At 59.4% G+C, this 19,426-nt stretch carries 10 protein-coding genes; 5 read left to right on the forward strand and 5 right to left on the reverse strand.

Annotation, left to right across the window (positions count from 1 at the left end):
* Positions 1 to 148: 148 nt before the first annotated feature.
* Complete coding sequence (locus BN1724_RS08065; protein WP_058234937.1) at positions 149 to 2,734, reverse strand: 5'-nucleotidase C-terminal domain-containing protein; 2,586 nt, start codon at positions 2,732 to 2,734, stop codon at positions 149 to 151.
* A 235-nt stretch (positions 2,735 to 2,969) separates the two neighbouring features.
* Here BN1724_RS08065 and BN1724_RS08070 point away from each other — a divergent pair, with 235 nt between their 5' ends.
* The gene (locus BN1724_RS08070) at positions 2,970 to 4,322 is read left to right on the forward strand and encodes an NAD(P)/FAD-dependent oxidoreductase (RefSeq protein ID WP_058234938.1); all 1,353 of its coding nucleotides are present in this window, start codon (positions 2,970 to 2,972) and stop codon (positions 4,320 to 4,322) included.
* A 363-nt stretch (positions 4,323 to 4,685) separates the two neighbouring features.
* On the opposite strand, the gene BN1724_RS08075 is transcribed toward BN1724_RS08070, so the two are convergent.
* Positions 4,686 to 5,999 (reverse strand): glycoside hydrolase family 125 protein, encoded by a 1,314-nt coding sequence (locus BN1724_RS08075; RefSeq protein WP_058234939.1) that lies wholly within the window; start codon positions 5,997 to 5,999, stop codon positions 4,686 to 4,688.
* A 617-nt stretch (positions 6,000 to 6,616) separates the two neighbouring features.
* Here BN1724_RS08075 and BN1724_RS08080 point away from each other — a divergent pair.
* The 4 genes from BN1724_RS08080 to BN1724_RS08095 all read left to right on the forward strand — a co-directional run bounded on the left by BN1724_RS08080 (position 6,617) and on the right by BN1724_RS08095 (position 14,478).
* Positions 6,617 to 8,596 (forward strand): glycosyltransferase family protein, encoded by a 1,980-nt coding sequence (locus BN1724_RS08080; RefSeq protein ID WP_058234940.1) that lies wholly within the window; start codon positions 6,617 to 6,619, stop codon positions 8,594 to 8,596.
* A 284-nt stretch (positions 8,597 to 8,880) separates the two neighbouring features.
* The gene (gene wecC, locus BN1724_RS08085) at positions 8,881 to 10,125 is read left to right on the forward strand and encodes a UDP-N-acetyl-D-mannosamine dehydrogenase (protein WP_058234941.1); all 1,245 of its coding nucleotides are present in this window, start codon (positions 8,881 to 8,883) and stop codon (positions 10,123 to 10,125) included.
* Complete coding sequence (locus BN1724_RS08090; protein ID WP_084252885.1) at positions 10,122 to 12,500, forward strand: CgeB family protein; 2,379 nt, start codon at positions 10,122 to 10,124, stop codon at positions 12,498 to 12,500. Before wecC ends, BN1724_RS08090 begins: the two co-directional genes overlap by 4 nt.
* Before the next feature lie 19 nt (positions 12,501 to 12,519).
* Positions 12,520 to 14,478, forward strand: a complete 1,959-nt coding sequence (locus BN1724_RS08095; RefSeq protein WP_058234943.1) for a glycosyltransferase — start codon at positions 12,520 to 12,522, stop codon at positions 14,476 to 14,478.
* A 28-nt stretch (positions 14,479 to 14,506) separates the two neighbouring features.
* Here the strand turns inward: BN1724_RS08095 and BN1724_RS08100 are convergent, their stop codons facing one another.
* Genes BN1724_RS08100 through wecB form a run of 3 tightly spaced genes read right to left on the reverse strand, consistent with a single transcriptional unit; the run spans position 14,507 to position 19,367 of the window.
* Complete coding sequence (locus tag BN1724_RS08100; protein WP_058234944.1) at positions 14,507 to 15,655, reverse strand: DUF6270 domain-containing protein; 1,149 nt, start codon at positions 15,653 to 15,655, stop codon at positions 14,507 to 14,509.
* Positions 15,652 to 18,099, reverse strand: coding sequence for a hypothetical protein (locus BN1724_RS08105; protein ID WP_058234945.1), 2,448 nt, complete (start codon positions 18,097 to 18,099; stop codon positions 15,652 to 15,654). Before BN1724_RS08105 ends, BN1724_RS08100 begins: the two co-directional genes overlap by 4 nt.
* Complete coding sequence (gene wecB, locus BN1724_RS08110) at positions 18,090 to 19,367, reverse strand: non-hydrolyzing UDP-N-acetylglucosamine 2-epimerase (RefSeq protein ID WP_231928204.1); 1,278 nt, start codon at positions 19,365 to 19,367, stop codon at positions 18,090 to 18,092. The genes BN1724_RS08105 and wecB overlap by 10 nt, the downstream gene beginning before the upstream one ends.
* Positions 19,368 to 19,426: the final 59 nt, after the last annotated feature.

Below are 19,426 nucleotides of genomic sequence, written 5' to 3' on the forward strand. Positions count from 1 at the left end.
TCGAGCTCGTGCGGGTTGGGCCAAACGACGTAGGCTTCCCCGGGTCATCACCACCTGGAGCAGTCCATGGCGGCGCCACCTGAACCCAGGTGACGCCGCCATTGTCAACGGCAGGCCTTAATCTGCGTATTCTCGCTGCTACACGACACTAAACTAGGCGGTTCAGCATCGCGGCAGCAGCATCGCGGTGAATAGGATCCCAGGAACGGAATTCATACCCGTTATCTACGGACCATCCGCGCGCAACCTTGGCTTTGTGTAGCCACACGATCTCCCGGTAGAACGGGTCGGTGGGCGCAACATCCGTGAACGGTGAGCTCGTCGGCAGGTCGACCTTAGGTGATCCCGAAGCGCGGAATAGGAAGGCCGCCACAGCATTGCGCTGGGCAGGGGCCTTCGGGCGGAACGTGCCATCGGAGAAACCGTTCGCAATGCCAGTGTTCTTAGCCCATATGATTTCGCGATAGAACGGCGAGGTCGGCGCAACATCCGTAAACGGCGACGCATCCGGGAGCGAAACCTTAGGGCTGCCTGCGCGGCGATACAGGAACGCCATCATCGCTTCGCGGGTTGCCGGGGCCCCGGGACGGTAGGTGCCGTCCGGGTATCCGGTAGAGATTCCCTGCTGGTTCATCCAGGAAATCTCGTTGTAGAACGCGGTTCCCGGCTTCACATCGGTAAACGCCGCTTTACTGGGCTGCGGCAGCGTCACCGTGAGCATCACATCGGTGCCGGTATTCGGTTGCGAGGAGATGTGCAGGTCAACCACCTTGGCCCCGGCCTGGTCCCGCGCTGATGCGGCCAAGGCATCTAACGGAAGCCGCAGCTGGGCCACACCATCGCGGTAGGGGGCCGTCAATGGCTTCGTACCCGTTGCCGTGCCGTTCGCTGTCCCAGGGTTCGCCTTGCCGATTGTCGCCGTGGCCTGGGCGATCTGCGGGGCGCCGAGGCTCAGGGATTCGAGTCCCTTCACATCGATCACCAAGTCAGTGCCGACAACGCGGGGTTGCGAGGTTTCCAGGCCGCGCGCCGCAAACGGCGGAACGGTGGGGCGATGAGCACCCAGATAGTCAATCCAGGCGTCCCGGTCCACCAGACCGGTGTCGGTCATGTTCTTCCCCTTAGTCAGAACATGGAAGTTGTCGCCGCCATTGATCAGGAAGCTGGCCGAGACCACCGTGTATGTGGCGTGTGGATCGAGCGCTTTACCGTCGATGTGCACCGAAGTGATCCGCTGGCCTTCCGGCCGAGTGGAATCAAAGGTGTAGGACACGTTCTTGGACAGTCCGAGTTGTATGTACGAGCGCGAGGGTACCGCTCCGTGAATATCCCGTTGCCACTGCTGTTCGAGCAGTGTTTTCACCTGGGCGCCGGTGAGGTCTACCGTGCTGAGACCGTTAGCAAACGGGATGACGTCGTTGGCTTCACGGTAGGTGATCTTGCCGTCACCTTCGCTTCCTGAAGCCTTATAGAACATATCGGCGCGGACCCCACCGGGGTTCATCACCCCGATATCGGCGCGCTTACTGGCATAGTTCTTTTGCTGGGTGCTCCACCGCATCGATTCAGCCAGCAGGTCCGACAGGGCGGAGCCACGACCGCGGTCATCGCCCTTGGCAGGCATCTCACCCTGACCGTTCCAGCGCCAGAATCCGTCTTTGTAGGTGGCGATTTGCGGTCCCCAGGCTGTGGTGATGTCGGCATCGAGGCTGCCGACGATCTTCGCGCCTTTCACTTCACCCGCAGCTTTTGCCTTCTCCACAATTTTTTTGGCCTCGTGGTAGCGGGGAAGCTTGGCCGCATCGCAGGCTGCGAGGTCTGCGCCCTTGGTCGCCAAGAGTTCGTTGGTCACCAGCTTGAGGCGGTCGCTGGCCTTGTCGTATTGGAAGGTCACCTTGGACAGCAGTTCCCCATATGAGGCTGCTTGAATAATGGGTCGGGTCCGGTCCGTTCCCGGCACTTTCGCTTCGTAGTCGTAGCGGACATGGGTGTGTCCGTTGTAGATGGCATCGGCCTTGGGCGAGGTTTTCTCGACCATCTTGGTGAACACCTGATCGTCGGTCTGCGGGGCTTTCCCCGAGTCAGCACCGACGGCCGCTCCTTCGTGGTATTCGACGACTAGCACGTCGTAATCGGCGGCAGGGATGGTGTCGATGACGGCGTTGACGGAGTCGACGGGATCCTTGAACTGGATATCAGCGATTCCGCTCGGCGTCACCAGCGACGCGGTTTGTTCAGTCACCGCGCCCACAACAGCAACCCGCACCTCGCCCGCTTTGACGATGACGTAGGGCTTGGCGGCTGGTCGTCCGTCGCGATGGAAAACATTCGCGCCAAGCAGCGGGAACTTGGAGCGCTTTTCGACGCGGTTGACCAGGGCGTCATACCCGCCGTCGAACTCGTGGTTGCCGAGCGCGGAGGCGTCAAGGTCCAAGGCGTTTAAGTAATCGATGGTCGGGTTGTCATCGGCGATAAAGGAGGAGAACTCCGAGGCCCCGATATTGTCGCCAGCGGACAGGAATGCGCTGGCCGGAGCTTTAGCCCGCTGGGTTTCCAGTGTGCAGGCGAGGTTGAGCGCAGATGAGTCAATCCGGCCGTGAAAATCATTGATGTTAAACAGGGTGAAGGTCGTCGGAGCTGCAACCGCAGATGTCAGGCTGACAGGCAGAAGCAGAATTCCGGTCGCAAGGGCAGCGGTAAGGGTTCGCCCTCGTCGGCGACATGAAGGAGACACTGAAACTCGCTTTCACGGGTCTTGGGACGGGACACCGCGCAGTTGGCACGCAGAATATCGCCACTTGTGCGGTGGTGAGTCCTATTGAACGTGACCAACCCCAGGATTGTCTGCTCGATGACCAATCAACCCAGGTATCTTGAAGGCAAGAGAAAACCGCCGTGAGAGACTGACAGCACTTCGGATAGGCCACCGACGTTCGATCCGCTACCTCGACGACGTCGAAAGGAGTGCCATGACCGTCTTTTTCTCGCACAAGCGCCGCACGGTTCCAGCCAAGGACGGAGCATCTTGGCCGCACGTGATCGTCGTCGGCGGTGGTTTCGCCGGAGCGTCCCTGGTGCAAGCCCTGCGCGATACGCGGGTGCGTGTCACTCTGATCGACCGCAACGTGTACAAAACCTTCCAGCCGCTGCTGTACCAGGTAGCGACCGCCGGGTTGAACCCGGGCGATGTCACCATGTTTTTGCGCGGGCTCTCCCTGAAACTGCCCAATATGCGCTACTGGCAGGGTGAACTCACCGGCATTGACCAAGCCTCCCAGGAAGTTGTCCTTCGCGACGGCACTCGGATGCATTACGACCAGCTGGTGATCGCCACTGGCGCCACCACGAACTTCTTCCACACCACGGGTGGCGAAGAACACGCCATGCCGATGTACACCCGCTCTCAGGCGCTCGCTATCCGCGACCGCATCTTCGCCGAGCTGGAGCGTGCCTCCCGCAGCCGCGGGCAAGACCATCTGTGCGTGTCCATTGTGGGCGGCGGCCCCACCGGGGTAGAGATCGCTGGCGCTTTAGCGGATTTCCGTATGCAAGAGCTGGACATCCTCTACCCGGAGATGGATCCGGGCACCCTGGAAATTTCCATTATTCAGCGCGGGGCCGATCTGCTGAAGCCGTACCGCGAAAACTTCCGCCAGTATGCAGCTGATGAATTGCGTGCCCGCGGCGTCGTTTTGCGTACCGGCCACGGGGTGAAAGAAGTCGGGTACGACTACGTGGTTTTGGATAACGACGAAATCGTAGAATCCGACATCACGATTTGGGCTGCGGGCGTGTCGGCGACTCCAGACGTGAAGAACTGGGGCCTGCCGCAGGGCAAAGGCGGCCGGATCGAAACCGATGAGCATTGCCGGGTGAGCGGTACGCAGAACATTTACGCCGCGGGTGACATCGCGGCCATGCCCGAGGTGCTGCCTCAGCTGGCTCAGCCCGCTATCCAAACTGGTCAGCACATCGCCAAGGTGATCCGCGCAACGCTTCGCGGCGAGGAGCCCCCGGCGTTTTCTTACCGAGACTTCGGCACGATGGCCACGATTGGTCGGCATGCTGCAATCGCTCAGATTCCCGGTGCTCCTGACCTGTCTGGGTCGATTGGCTGGGTCGCCTGGATCGCGATTCACGTGAAGTCCCTGATTGGGCATCGCAACCGGCGCGCCGTCCTGATGAACCTGCTGTCCTTGTATTCGGGGAATCGACACACGCACCAGCCGAACCCGGTGGTCGGTGAGATTAATTCCGAGGAGGCGGCGGCTATCTACGAGGCGATGCGGGATCTGCGGCGGTTCGGCGGCGATAAGAGGTAAGTCGCATTATCGGCACCGAGTAATGCGTGAGGGCGCCGGCAGTCCCCGGTCGAGTTAACTGCGACAAGAAGCGAGCCGGCGCCCAATCGGCTGCCGATCACTCTTCTTAGTGAAACAGCAAATGCATACCAAGCTGGACCGAAGCCATCGTAACGATAAATATCGTTATAAACCTAGCGTAAACAAGCCACTTCTTCGCTCCCGTTTCAGCAGGGCGTCTCATACGTTCACTCCTTACTCAAATGGCACCGATTCAACATTTTGACCGATTCAATATTTCGGATGCCATCACCCACATACACAGGCACAGCTTCCGCATAGGAGACGCATCCCCACTAAGTGAGACGACTCATGCTGCACACCTCACGCATGAGGCTGATATGCCGGACTCACCCCTGGGATCCGGAAACCGGCATGAACCAGGGCGAGCTCAGTGAACATCATATTCGACCAGGAAAACCATTCCCGGGTGAACGTCGCCGGCTCATTGACGTGAACACCCTCATGCATCATCCCGGTTCCGCCGTCGGTTGCCATCATAAGGTCGAGAAGACGGCGCTGCTCCTCGGCATCCGTACTGGTGAGCCCCTGAATCGCCAGGGCAATCGGCCACACGTGATCGGGCGGAGTATGCGGGGATCCGACACCTTGCAGCTGCTCACCCTGGTAGTAATACGGATTGTGAGAGCTGAGCACCACCCGCCGGGTGGCACTGTAGACGGGATCTTCAATATCAATGCAGCCGAGATAGGGCAGCGAGAGCAAACTCGGCACATTGGCGTCATCCATCACCACATGCGCACCCTGACCATCGACCTCGTAGGCGAGGATGGTCTCCCCGCCTGGGCCGTCCACCATCGCATGTGCGGCTAGTCCGCCTCGAATCTCGCGGGATTTCACTCGCGCCTGAGCTGCAAGCTCTTCATCCTTCAACACCTCGGTTGCGATCTGCACCAGCGCATCGAGAGCCCGCGCGAGGTAAAAGTTCCCGGGCACGTTATAGCCCAGTTCGCAAGCGTCATCGCTCGGACGGAAGCCGGACCACACCATGCCGGTGGGCACTACCAATGAGCCCCGCCCGTCGCGGCTTAAGGTGTCCTGTGCCGGAACTCCGGCGCGGCGGAAATAGTACTGGCTGCGTTCTTCATGATCCTGTTCCCGCTCAATGACGGTCAGAATGTTCTGCGCAGCTACCCGGAAGTTCTCGTCAACAAAGCCGGTGTATTCGGTGGCGCGCCATAAAGCATGGGCCAAATCCAAGCCGTAGCTCAAAGAGTCGAGTTCAAACTTTCGTTCCCAAATCCAATCGGAGACGACATCGGTATCGTCGTCGTCCCAGTGCTTGCCGTCCGCCGTACGGTTGAATGCATTGGCGTATGGATCCAGCGCAATGTACTGCCAATGCCTTCGGAGCAGACCTCCGATGAGCTGCTGAATCTCAGGACGCCCCTGGGCCAGGTAAAGCAGGGGTCGCAGCTGCGCCGCCGAATCGCGCAGCCACATCGCCGGAATATCTCCGGTGATGACGAACGTCGTCCCATCCTCGTCCACGGTGACGGTGGTTTCGGTGGTGTTGCGCAGGTAGCTGACGACCCTGTGCGCAATCTCCTCACTACCGGTCACCTCGGACACACGATCGCGGACTTCGTCGAGCAGATCGACATTGAGCTGAACCAACTGCGGCTCCTTTAATCTCAGGGCGGCTTCGGGGGAACGTGCTACAGGCTTAATGCACGCGAGCGCCGCAAGTCCCTAGCCTAACTGTTCAAAGACTAAACAAAGGTCCCGCACATCCATTGCGCCGCATCCGATGTGGCAGACGAGTGCCGCGGGTCGTCGTCCTCGGCAGGTCCACCGCGACACTTGAGGGTCGCTGCATCTCTTGAGATTTCCGCACCGCTGGCGAGGAGCTGCATCTTTGGCGAGCCCGCCAACCCTCCACCACATATCGCGTTCCTTGGGCACATATCGCGCACCTCAGAACCACTATGCGGACCAGATCTCGCACAGTGACACATCCAGCGCAACGCGGCAAACAGGGATCAGAGCCCTACCAAACCTTACAAATATAGATCGGATGTCATTACTATAAATTGTCGCAATTTCGGCTGACCCAATTGATGCACATTTCTTTATGTAGCCCTCAACACCGCCCTCAACAGGGGTATCCTCAACATGCCAAGGAGTTCGCACACGCCGGGGGCTACCCCGCGAACAACTGATCTCCTTTAGGGTTGCGTTACACCGCCTCGGAAAAGTCACATCAATAGCCAGCACCCGCCGGAGCCTAAACGATGAACCCCTTCCCCTCCATCACCGTCAAGACACTGCGCACGGCATTTTGGCATTTTCGTCGTGGCGGAATTCCACAAGTTCGCACCTGGTATACCCGGCAGAAATTACGGCAAACCGAGTCGAACGCCGATGCCCTTTCACTCCGAACCACGCCACGACAATGCCGCTATCGCCCCAAAGACCCCTACGAAACGGCTGCAGCGGGCAAACAGGAACAGGACTACACGGTTGTCGACTTCACCCCAGCCACACTGCCGCAACGACCTCCCCGCGCTTCAGAACTTAACGTAGCCGTCATTCTGGATGACTTTTCCCAATTGGCCTGGAGTTACGAATTCAACACCATCCAGATTACGCCGCAAAACTGGCCCCATATTCTCGCCGCGACGTCAATTGACATGCTGTTAGTGGAATCCGCATGGCAAGGAAACCAAGGAGCGTGGCGCTACCACCTCACCGGCCCCTCGGCACCCTCACCAGCTCTGATCTCACTCCTAGAGCACTGTCAGAAGGCGCAAATCCCCACAATTTTTTGGAACAAAGAAGATCCGCCCCACTTCGAGGATTTCCTGGCAACGGCTCGCCTCTTCGATCAGGTTTTCACCACCGACGAGACCCTGATCCCCCGGTACCGAGAAGAACTCGGACACGACCGGATCGCAGTCCTCCCGTTCGCGGCGCAAGATGCGGTGCACAATCCGATTCGACCCCGGCGCGGCCATCAAGAACGAGACGTCGCGTTCGCCGGAATGTATTTTGCCCATAAATTTCCCGAACGCCGCGAACAAATGGATCTTCTGCTCGGGGGCGCCTTAGATGTCTCCGACCGAATGACCTACGGTTTAGAGATTTTTAGCCGGTTTTTGGGAGAAAATGACCGCTACCAATTCCCAGGGAAGCTCGCACGCCGCGTTGTCGGCTCCCTGACCTACGATAAAATGCTGACGGCCTATAAAGCCTACAAAGTGTTCCTCAATGTCAATTCGGTGGTCACCAGCCCATCCATGTGCGCTCGACGAGTTTTTGAGATCACCGCCTCCGGAACACCCGTGGTCTCCACCCCCTCCGCCGCACTTCCCACCTTCTTCACCGGCCAGCAAGTTCCGCTCGCAACCTCTCGCGAAAGCGCCGGCCACATCGTGCGTGCCCTGGTGCGTTCCCCAGAGTTGCGCGATCGCACCGTGCACTGCGCCCAGCGCACCATTTGGCAACGGCATACCTACTCCCACCGGGCCCACCAAGTGCTGACTGCTGCCGACCTCGGCGACCGCGCTATGCCGCTTGAGCTGCCCACCGTCTCCGCCCTGGTCTCAACCAACCGACCCCACCAGCTGAACCATCTCCTCGGTTCAGTCGCCCGTCAGAGCGGAGTGGAGCTCCAGTTAGTGCTGGTCTCCCACGGGTTTGAACTCGATAAAGCCGCAACCGTCGCACAGGCTCACGAGCTAGGTATCGCCGATGTGCACGTAATTCACATGCCGAGTGACACCTCCCTCGGAGAGTGCTTAAACCGAGCGGTCGAGGCTGCCGACGGGGATGTTCTCACCAAAATGGATGATGACGACGTCTACGGCACTCATTACCTGATGGACCTGCTGTATGCACTGCGCTGGTCCGGGGCCACTCTGGTGGGGAAACAAGCGCACTACATGTACCTCGCAGACCATGACGCCACTCTGCTTCGTTTTCGCGATAAAGAGCATCGTTGGACCGACCTGGTCATGGGGCCGACCCTAACCGCACTGCGCGATGTCTTCCGCACTCACCCCTTCACGCCAGTTAGCCGTGGTGAAGATACCCAATTCCTGCGAGCTATCACCGCCGATGGCGGCTCTATCTATTCCGCAGACCGCTTCAATTTCACGCAGATGCGCAGCGGACTGCGGGGCGGGCATGCCTGGTCAGCTGATGACCGTGAACTGCTTGCTACTGGCGATGTGGAATATTTCGGATACCACGAAACGCATATCAACATCTAAATACATATCGATACACAAAAAGCATCAATAGATAACTGCATATCGCGACCCACGGGAGCCTCGAAAAATCGCGGCAACCACATCAAAAAAGTACGGAGGTCATAAACAAACCTGTTGGGCATCGGCGCTAGATAAACGGACGGATCTCACATTCTCTGTCCTGACCAGAACCGATAACCTGGTCTGTGACGATTCAATTTTCCTCACGACCTTGGCACATATCCCCACTTTTATATTTTCGTCTATTTCGCTTCTTCAAAACCTTTCCCCCAAGGAGCCCACCCATGAACGCCATGGACACCGTTTGCGTCATCGGTCTCGGATATATCGGATTACCCACAGCGGCAGTGCTCGCGCAGGCAGGAACGAGGGTGATCGGCGTCGACGTGAATACCCAAAACGTTGCGGCGATCAACGCGGGAAAGGTGCCGTTCGTCGAGCCTGATCTCGAAACCACGGTCGCTGGCGTCGTCGCCCAGGGCCGTCTCACCGCCCAAACCGACACTCCCGAGGCCGACGCCTACATCGTGGCCGTTCCCACCCCATTTCAAGGGGACCACGAAGCCGATCTGTCATACATCAAGGCCGCCAGCAAAGGCATTGCGCCCCAGCTTCGCGGCGGAGAACTGGTGATCCTCGAATCCACCTCCCCGCCCGGAGCAACCGAAGAGATGTCCCGCTACATTCTCGACGAGCGCCCCGACCTCACCGCCGCACCCGGCCTGCCCAATAGCGTGTACTTCGCGCATTGCCCCGAACGTGTCCTCCCGGGCCGGATCATGGTCGAAATGGTCGCCAACGACCGCATTATCGGTGGCCTGACCGCAGAAGCCGCAGAGATGGCCCGACAGCTATACTCTCGCTTCTGCCAGGCGCAGCTGCTATTGACCGACGCCACCACCGCCGAAATGGCGAAGCTCACCGAGAACTCATTCCGCGACGTGAATATTGCCTTCGCCAATGAGCTATCGATAATCTGCGACCACCTCGGAATCGACGTGTGGGAGCTGATTGAACTGGCCAACCACCATCCCCGGGTCAATATTCTTCAGCCCGGCCCCGGAGTGGGCGGCCACTGCATTGCCGTCGATCCGTGGTTCATCGTCTCTGCGGCGCGCGAGCAGGCACAGCTCATTGGCACCGCCCGCGAGGTTAACGACGCTAAACCGGACTTCGTGATCACGAAGGTCCTCGACAAAGCCGAGAAGTTTAAGGCACCGGTCATTGCCGCTCTCGGCATCGCTTTTAAAGCGGATATCGACGATCTGAGGGAATCCCCATCCCGGGATATCGCCTTGAAACTGGCAACGAAGATTCCCGACGGCCAGGTCCTCGTGGTCGAACCCAATATCTGTGAGCTTCCCGCCGATTTGGCCGACCGTGAAAACATTGAGCTGGTATCACTGGATGACGCTCTTGACCGTGCCGACATCGTGCTGGTGTTGGTCGATCACGAACCTTTTACGTCTGTGGACCGTAAACGCCTTGAGGAAAAGATCATTATCGATACGAAAGGGCTGTGGCGATGAGAGGTGGGCGATCCCGCCGGTTAATGCTGGCCATCGCCCTGCCCGGAGGGCTGGGTTTGCTGCTGTGGCTGGTCGCGATATGGATGGCGACCGGTCATGCCATCATCGCCCTCCTTGCCACGGCAGCAATCGCACTGTTCGCTCTCGCCACCGGGCTACTTGTGCTCAGTCTGCACCGCCACCAAGCGCGCCAGCTCACAGCGGTCGAAAAGCGTCTTTACAAGGAACTCACCCGGCTGGTCTACTTCACCCGCCGCACCCCAGCCATTGCCGGAACCGTCGGCCGACTGGCGCAACTCCAGTCCTCGGCTGAACACGCCGCTCAGCTGACCGGCCCGCAGCCGCATGCCACCGGCGCCGTCACCGCTTACCTGCCCGGCCAAACCAAAGGCCTCCCCATAAAGGCCCGGATTACCAGTGGTTTCAAGCTTCACGACAGCGCACCGGACGACATTGCTTTCGCACTGACTAAGCAACCTCTCAGCGTCACGATCCAGGAAGAGGGGCTTCGCCACCTCACCATGCGGGTGCAGTTGGAAGCCGCACCGCAAAGCCAGATCATTCGCGCCGGGATTGTCACGATCAAGGCATACAATGCTCGCGGCACAGAGCTTCCTCCGGTCTCAATGCTCAAGCATTCCCCCGAAGTCGGTCAGTACATCTACCTCGATCTCAATAAGCTCACCGACCTCACCTTAGATATTCCGCTCCCAGTCACCACTCAATCAGTAACCCTGGCGTTTTGCAGCTGGGCCGCCGAACCCGGGACTGTACGCATCCGCAATCTCATTGAGGCAAAAACCTCCGTAACCAGCGCCTCCGGTCCAGCCGCCGCGGGATCAGCGGCCATGCCGGCGGTAACCGCCCGCGACCGAGACCAGACCATCGCCGCGCCCCCGAAGCGGCGCATGCGCGATCTGCGGGTCGCGATGATCTGCGACGAATTTACATATAACTCTTTTAGCCCAGAATTCCATGCAATCCCCCTTGAGCCGTCAACCTGGCGGCAAACCCTTGAATCCGAGCCCGTAGATTTCTTTTTCTGCGAATCCGCATGGTCGGGAGTCAACTCCCAGACCCGGCCATGGAAGGGCCAGATCTATTCCAGCGTGAACTTCGCTCGGGAAAACCGCACCGAGCTTCTCAACATTCTCGCGTTTTGCTCAGAACACGGAATTCCCACCGTGTTCTGGAATAAAGAGGACCCCTCGCATTACGACGATAAAGTCCACAACTTTATCGACACAGCGAAACTATTCGACCATATCTTCACCACCGATGCCGACTGCGTTGAACGCTACCGTCGCGATCTCGGGCACAGCAGCGTGCACGTGCTTCCGTTCGCCGCGCAACCGAGGATTTACAACCCCCGTTCCACCGGCCACCGCAGTGACGACGTCCTGTTTGCGGGCTCCTGGTACACCTACCATGAACAGCGCTCCCAGGTCATGCAGCAGATCATGGACGGCATCGTGAGCCGGGGACTGAACCTCAAGATCTTTGACCGGTTCTTCGGAGGGGATGACCCCAACCACTTCTTCCCGGAGAAATACGCCCCCTTCTTACATCCCCCGGTCTCACACCGTCAGCTCGCCCAGGAATACCGCACGGTCAACTACGGTCTAAACTTCAATACCGTCACCGACTCCCCCACCATGTTCGCCCGGCGGATCTTTGAGCTTGCCGCCTCCAACGTCGCCGTTATATCGAATTGGTCAGCCGGAGTGGAGAGCATGTTCGGGGACTCGATCATGTATCCAGACCGCGACCCGTCCTGCCTCGACCTGCTCGGAACAGCTGACGGCGAGGACCGGCGCTACTGGGCCATGCTCACCACCTTGCGCGAGCACACCTACACCCAGCGCGTGGCCGACATCGTGAAAGTGCTTGGGTTGGACGTCGATATTCCCGGCCCCGGCCTGACCCTGCTACAAGCAGTGCATCACGAAACCGAAATCAACCAGCTGCTGCATCAGCGGCACACACTCGGGGACGCCGTATCGCACCACTGCTTCGTGCTGTCTAAGTCCATCCCCAACGACCGGTTGAGCGCGCTGTATCTCGACCTCAACCGCTATGGCTCAACCTGCGTCTCATCCGCGGTGCTGCGCACCCAGCCGGTGCGACTGGCATCCTTTGCCCCCGACGACCATGTGCTCCTGACCGATGCGAGGACGACCGTCGATCCGGCAGCCGTCCGAGACGCAACCGCCCATACGAGCTACGAGGACGGACCCATCAGCGTGCACAAGGCGACCCGAGAATTCTCCTACGTCTGCATTCCCAGCACACTGGGCACCGTCGTACACCGCGATGCGCTCGACCCGCGTGACCCCATCGGCGCGGATAAACCAATCGTCGCGTACCACCTCTGAGCCTGAAAACGAGACCACAGTGACCCTCGACGACCATCCCGCTCTCACCATCATCATTCCGTGCCACAATGCCGCGCAGAAAGTGCAGCCGTGCCTGTCCTCCCTGCGCGCGCTGAATGCGGTGCTGGACTCCCTAGAAGTCCTATTTATCGACGACCGGTCTGACGACAACACCGTCGATATCCTTCAATCTGCCGCCGCAACCCACCCCAACTGGCAGGTGATCACCCTAGAAGCCAACAGCGGGTCCCCATCGCGTCCGCGCAATGTTGGAATTAACGCCGCTCAGGGCCAGTACGTGCTGTTCATCGACGCCGACGACGAAGTGATCGTGGACTCCGTGCTGGCTCTGCTGCGCGACGCCCACCAGCACCACGCCGATATCGTGCGTTCCCCGCTGATCGTGGACAACGGCAAGTCGCGGTGGGTAGCAAACCGCATCACCGACTTCCCTCACGACGGCACGCACCGGGATCAAGTCATCTCGATCCTCACCCACCAGAGCACCACCGTCTCGACCATGGTCCGCACCCAACTGCTCAGAGAGCACGATGTGCGTTGGCCAGAAGACTTACGCATGGGAGAAGACACCGTCTTCCTCACCGCAGCGTTGCTGGCGGCAACTAGCATCCGATACGTCGACGAGCCGGTGCAGGTTTACCACAAAGCCGTCACCGCCCAGGCGTCCTCAACCCAGCAGTACGGAGAACGTGAACTGCGCAACCACCTCACCGTGTGGTCAGACGTAGACACCCTGCTGCGCCCATTGGATGTGCGCTTTTTCGACCTGCGCGGGCAGGTCGCTTTACAAAGCGTGTTTGAAGCGCTGCGCCTACACGGCACCGGGGACATCACCCGCGCCACACATACCCGTTTCCAGGAATACCTCACCTCCACGGTGGACTGTCTGAACCTCGACTCGCTGCGACCGCGCAACCGAGGATCCATTGCGACACTCCTGGATGGCTCCTATGAAGATTTCGTTCACGACTGCAAACCGCGGCTGCTTATCGCAGGCTACGACCTGAAATTTATCCGTTCCGCCGAGGAAAGCCTGTCCACCGAGTTCACCGTGCGCTATGACGAATGGTCCGGGCACGACACGCATGACCCGGCCACTAGCCGGGACTTGCTGGACTGGGCCGACGTGATCTGGTGCGAATGGCTGCTGGGTAATGCCGTCTGGTACGCCAAGCACAAGCGGGCCGAGCAGCGCCTGATCGTGAGGATTCACCGGTTTGAACTCACCCGGTCCTTCGGGCACCAGATCGCCATGGACACGGTCGATGCGTTCGTCGGGGTCAGCGTGCACACCCTGGAAGAGGCCATCCACACCTTCAACCTGCCCCGCGAAAAAACCGCTGTCATCCCCAATTACCTCGCCCTGGATAAATACACCGCTGCCGACCCTCACAATGAGTCACGCCCGTTTGACCTCGCCATGGTAGGGATCGTTCCAGCGCTCAAAGGGTATCGCCGAGCGTTAGACCTGCTGCTGGCCTTGCGCGCCATTGACTCGCGCTACACGCTGACGCTGTATGGCAAAACCCCCGACAGCCTGCCTTGGCTGATGCGTGACCCCGCTGAACGCAAGTATTTCGAGGACTGCGAGCACTTCATTGAGGACAACGGTCTCACCGATTACGTGCGCACCGCTGGATGGAGCGACTTGCGGTCGACCGTGCACCGTCACGGATTCGTGCTGTCGATGAGCGACCTCGAAAGTTTCCATCTGGCACCGGCGGAGGCGTTTGCCACCGGTAACCAGGGTGTGTTCGTGAATTGGCGCGGCGTTGAGTACATCTACCCGGCCCGCTATATTTTCTCCACGGTCGCCGAAATGGCGGCGTACATTGCGGCGAACCGAGATCTGACCACCTTCACCGCCAACGCTCAGGAGGGCGTGGCGCATGTGCGGGCACGATATGACGTCAGCGGTTTCACTGCATCGGTCAAAGATCTGGTGCGCCGCTCATAACGCCCGCCCTCACCGTGGGATCAGGAGCTCAGCGCTTGACCTCGACATCGAAGCGGTGCACGAGGAGGTCTTTCGCGCCTTCCCACGGCACAATATCGACCGATTTGAGGTAGCGCGGCTCATCCCATGACACGTTAAAGGTCGCAATATCCTGCTGCGACCGCAGCGGAATGTACACGTAATGCCCGTGCCCTTTGAACTCGGTGTAGTTCGCCCCGTGGACCTTAAACTTTTCCTCCTCGCGGAACGTCAGCACCATCAGCGCCCCCCGCAATGGATCCCGTGCAGTTCCCGTCACCGTGAGTTGCGCACTGACACCTTGGCACGGGCGTCCGATGTGATGACGCGCAACACCGTCCGAAGCCAGTGCATGGGGCTGCGCCAAGCTCAGGCGACAACCAGCATCCTTGCTCACCGACCGCAAGCCGACCCCCAGACGCCGTTCAAGCTCCCCGACCACAAAGCGATAAAAATCGGCGGAATAGTGATAGGAAGCCAGTCCCCATTTGTGCTGAGGATCAAATGAACACACCTCGTCGGGAACAAAGAGAACGGGCAGCCCCTCCTCCTGAACACGCTCAGCCAATTCCTGCATCGGCGAGCCAAAAGCCTCCTGCTGTCCTTTAATTTTACTGAGCGCGTCCGCATCGGCGTGCACTCCCGCCAGCGGGCTCGTCGCGAGCGGGGCCGCGATCAGCAACGAACGCTCCCGGCACCCGATGTCATCGAGAAGATCTGCGAAACTGCGCAGAGCATCATCGAAGAGCCGCATATACCGACGGCTTCCAAATCGGGTCAAACGACAGGTTTCTTTCCAACGGGCGACAAAGTCGGTTGAACGCAGTTCCACCGAGTTGGTGATCCGGCCCCCGCCCGGAGTCTCGTACACGCCATCGCGTTCATCCATCAGGTCCCACAGCAGCACATCACATTCTGGGGTGCGTTCACGCAGAACAACTGCCGCCGATCCCGCAATGTCACCCTCCACCATGCGGCGCTGAAACGGCGAGGTTAGACCCGAGGTATCGACATCGATCTCGACCGGACCGCCAAACGCGCTGAGCAACGACTGCCGGGCAATGTAGTGATCGACACTCACGTCATCGGTCGTGACAAATTCCAGAGCATCCCGGCTCACGCAGCTCCCATAGATAACTACCTTGGCAGATCTGCTCACGCCTCATCTCCTTCATGCTTTGGCTGAGTTTCCACCAGTTCCACTCCATCCACACGTATAAATACTGGGGCATTTCCCGCCCACCGACGCACCGAGCACTCAACACGCTGATTCGCACCACCCGGGACCGTCACCTCATATTCAAACATTGAGGTTCGGGAGTCTTGAACAATATAGATGTACCAAAATCCGCTCGGCGACCATGTCATTCCCGTTACCGGCTGATCGTGGCCGATACCATGCATGGCGATCAATACCCGATCACCTGACTCTTTGAGCACCTGTCCGCGAAAACGCATCGCCCCCTGGTTATCACTGTGCACACAAAAATCAAGAGCGTCCCCGAGACGATAAAACGGACCAAGGCTCGTAGCGCTCGCATATAACTCATTGTGCCGCTGAAGTGCCTGCGGATCTTCGCCTAAAACCTGACGCAAACGCTCAGGTTCCAGCGCAGGCCTCAGCCCGCGCCCCGTGCGCTGTTGGAGCACCAGATCACGGATGGCCATTTCCGCCGCGACCAACGCCGCACGGGCGGCCAATGCCTCCTGATCCTCAGCACCCTCGGGTTGAACCACAGCAGCTCCGCTCTGCTGTTGAACCGGCGCTGTCCCGGACTGATCGCCAGCCCCTGCGACATCCACATGGGGCGTCACAGTCTGCAACGGCGGATCGCCGATGAACTCTGCGACTATCCGCTCAATCTCCTCGCGCCGTCTCGCATCGAGCATGGTGGCCCCGAGTCGGTGCACCAGCACCACTTTGAAGATCGCACCGAGCTGGTACAGGTTTCCAAACGACCACTGACCAGAAGGCCGCATCACCAGGTCACCCACAGCTTGAACGTCGAGAAAATCCAGGTCTGAGGCCACATCTCGGATATAGTCGGCGACCCGACGCCGCATCCGTTCAAAGATGTCTATGCGCCACTGGTACCGACCGAATGCACTCTGCGACGGGAAAGCCGGATTGAAGTCAAAAGGTGGCTGCGGCGTACGTCGCAGCGGCAAACCCATCCGGTCGGCAAACTCGGCGGTTTGAGTCGGCCAGGCATCGCCCGCAAACGCTGCCGCTTCAATCGACTTATCGAATCTCCTCACAAGAAGGTAATGCAGCATTTGAGCTTGCGTAAACTCGGGCCGAACCCCGCCTAAAATACTGTGAATCCGACAATCCAGAAACGGATGAAATTCTGCAGCGCCAGCATGGCTGAGAGTAATCGAACCCGCGGTGTGCATGGGACTGCGGAGAACAAACTGTTCAGTCATTTCCAGCTTGGAATCCGGAACCCCGGCGAGCGCAACATCGAGCATCCCCATATAGAGCGACTTTAAATGCTGACGAGTATCGGCGGTGAGCAAGGTCGAGACCTCGAAAGCCTTCGCCCGCTGAGCCAGATAGGTGGCCCGATCCGGGTAGGTCGCTTTGGCTTTCATGCCGTATTGGTGTCCACCGATCAAGAGATCAGGCCGCAACTGTACTCGTTGCCGGTCGGCTAGCGATGTGCCGATAAAGTCCATCAGCACGTCATCGACCACGCTGCGAATGAGGTCTGGACCGCGCTGAATCAACTGTCTGCGATCAATGTGATGGCGATCTGTCAGCTGTGCCATCTCCATGACTTCATGGGCGGCCATAACGTCCGGCGCATACGGCTCGCCAAAGGTCATGAAATGATACCTGCGCAGGTGATCGCTGGTGCCCAGCAAACCCATAATGGCCCGGGAGTCCTTTCCCCCACTGAGCGAAATAGTTTTCCCTGCTTCGACCGTGGCGAGGAAATCCTCGATATCCGCGGCGAACTCATTCAGGCGATCAGCAACGTCGGCATCGGATATCGGCGTGTAACTCACGCCCTTACGCGGGGCGATTTCCGTGATCCCGTCCGGCTGGGCCACGTATTTCACGCCCGGGCGAGTCCTCGATACACCCTCAAGGTAATACTGGTAATCCCCGAGGTGGAACTTGTGGATCATCCAGGCTAAAGAGGTCCGGTTGAACCGTTCGCGTCCACTCAGCCACGGGCCCAGCAGCGCTTGATGGTTAGTCCAGATGAACTCATCGTCAGTCTGCGTGCTGAGCAGCTGATCTGTTCCAGGATGCCCCGCAAACACGGTGAGCTGGTCCTCTCGCACCATGAGTGCGAGGAGGCATTCGGGCACCGCGAGCGGATCTGAACCGTGCTTGTGGTCGGCCAGATCCACTGCTAAGCGGTCAAGGGTGCGCCGGGTGCGCTGTCCCTGCACGATGAGCAGGCCGCCGTCCTCTAGCGGGATGACCGAGGCATCCAAGGCCGCACCGTAGTGGAACAGGATGACCTCTGCAGCACCGCGCCGGTACACATCCACGCGGGGTTCGGTTTCGTACGGCAACCTGCGCCAGATGTCTTCGACGGCGGCGCATGACCGACCGGGTTTCGCCAGGCGGGCGAGAATCACCGACATCCGGGTGGCTCCGACATCGTTCCCGGTGTGTCTACAGAGGTGCCAGCAAAGGTGGGCGCGTGGATTCCCGCGCCGGTGGCGGTCTCGGTGCCCACGTCGAGGTTCAGGCCGGCGTTCACGTCGATGTCCGGCACAAAGTCAGCGGGCCGGGCACCGCCCAGGAACGCCCAGCGAATCGCCTCAAGGGTGCGGCGAGCCGCCAATCCGTCGCCGTAGGGATTCACCGCATTAGCCATCGCCCGATAGGCATCCTCGCAATCGAGCAGGCGTGAAACCTCATCCACCAGCCGATCCCGCTCCGTGCCCACGAGTTTGACGGTTCCGGCCAGAACCGCTTCGGGACGCTCAGTGTTATCGCGCATCACCAGAACAGGTTTACCCAGGCTCGGCGCTTCTTCTTGGACACCGCCAGAGTCGGTCAGCACCACGTCGGCCATAGCCAGAACCTTCGTGAACTCGGCGTACCCCAGGGGTTCGGTCATGATCACGTTCGGGAGACCCACCAGGGGTGGAACCATCGTCTGGCGCACCAGCGGGTTGCGGTGTAGCGGAAGCACCACCGTCAGGTCGGGATATTTCTCGGCGAGCGCGGCCACCGCGGAGGCGATATCTGACATCGCAGCACCCAAGTTTTCCCGCCGATGGGTGGTGACGAGAAGGACCTTGCGCTCACTGTCCGCCGACAGCCGTTCAAGACGTTCGTCGCTGAGCGTCACCTTGCGCGCCGACATGTGCAAAAGAGCGTCGATCACACTGTTTCCGGTGACGATCACGGCGTTCGGATCCACACCTTCTGCGACCAGGTTTGCTTTCGAGATCGCGGTGGGCGCTAAATGCAGCCGCGTGATTTGAGTGGTCAGTTTCCGGTTGGCTTCTTCAGGGAACGGCGAGTCAATGCAACCCGACCTGAGCCCCGCCTCCAAGTGGATCACGGGAATGCGCCGGTTAAACGCTGCAATGGCCGCGCCCATCACCGTGGACGTATCGCCTTGAACTATAACCGCGTCGGGGGCCTGCTCTTCCAGGACTCGATCTACGCCCTCGATCACCCGAGCCACAATGCCATTGAGGCTCTGACCGGCCGACATAATGTCGAGATCCCGGTCGGGAACGATTTCAAAAAGCTGATTGACCTGATCGAGCATCTCCCGGTGCTGGCCGGTGACAACCACGATGCTGTCCATGTCCTCGGCCATGTCAATGGCTTTGATGACCGGCGCAACCTTAATCGCTTCCGGCCTGGTGCCGTAAATGGTCATAACACGCATGGACACCTGATCTCCTTCATCGGGGTCAATTCCTTCGTGAGGCCTCTATTTCCTCAACG

Origin of the sequence: Devriesea agamarum, assembly GCF_900070355.1 — a bacterium.
GTDB classification, from domain to species: Bacteria; Actinomycetota; Actinomycetes; order Actinomycetales; family Dermabacteraceae; genus Devriesea; species Devriesea agamarum.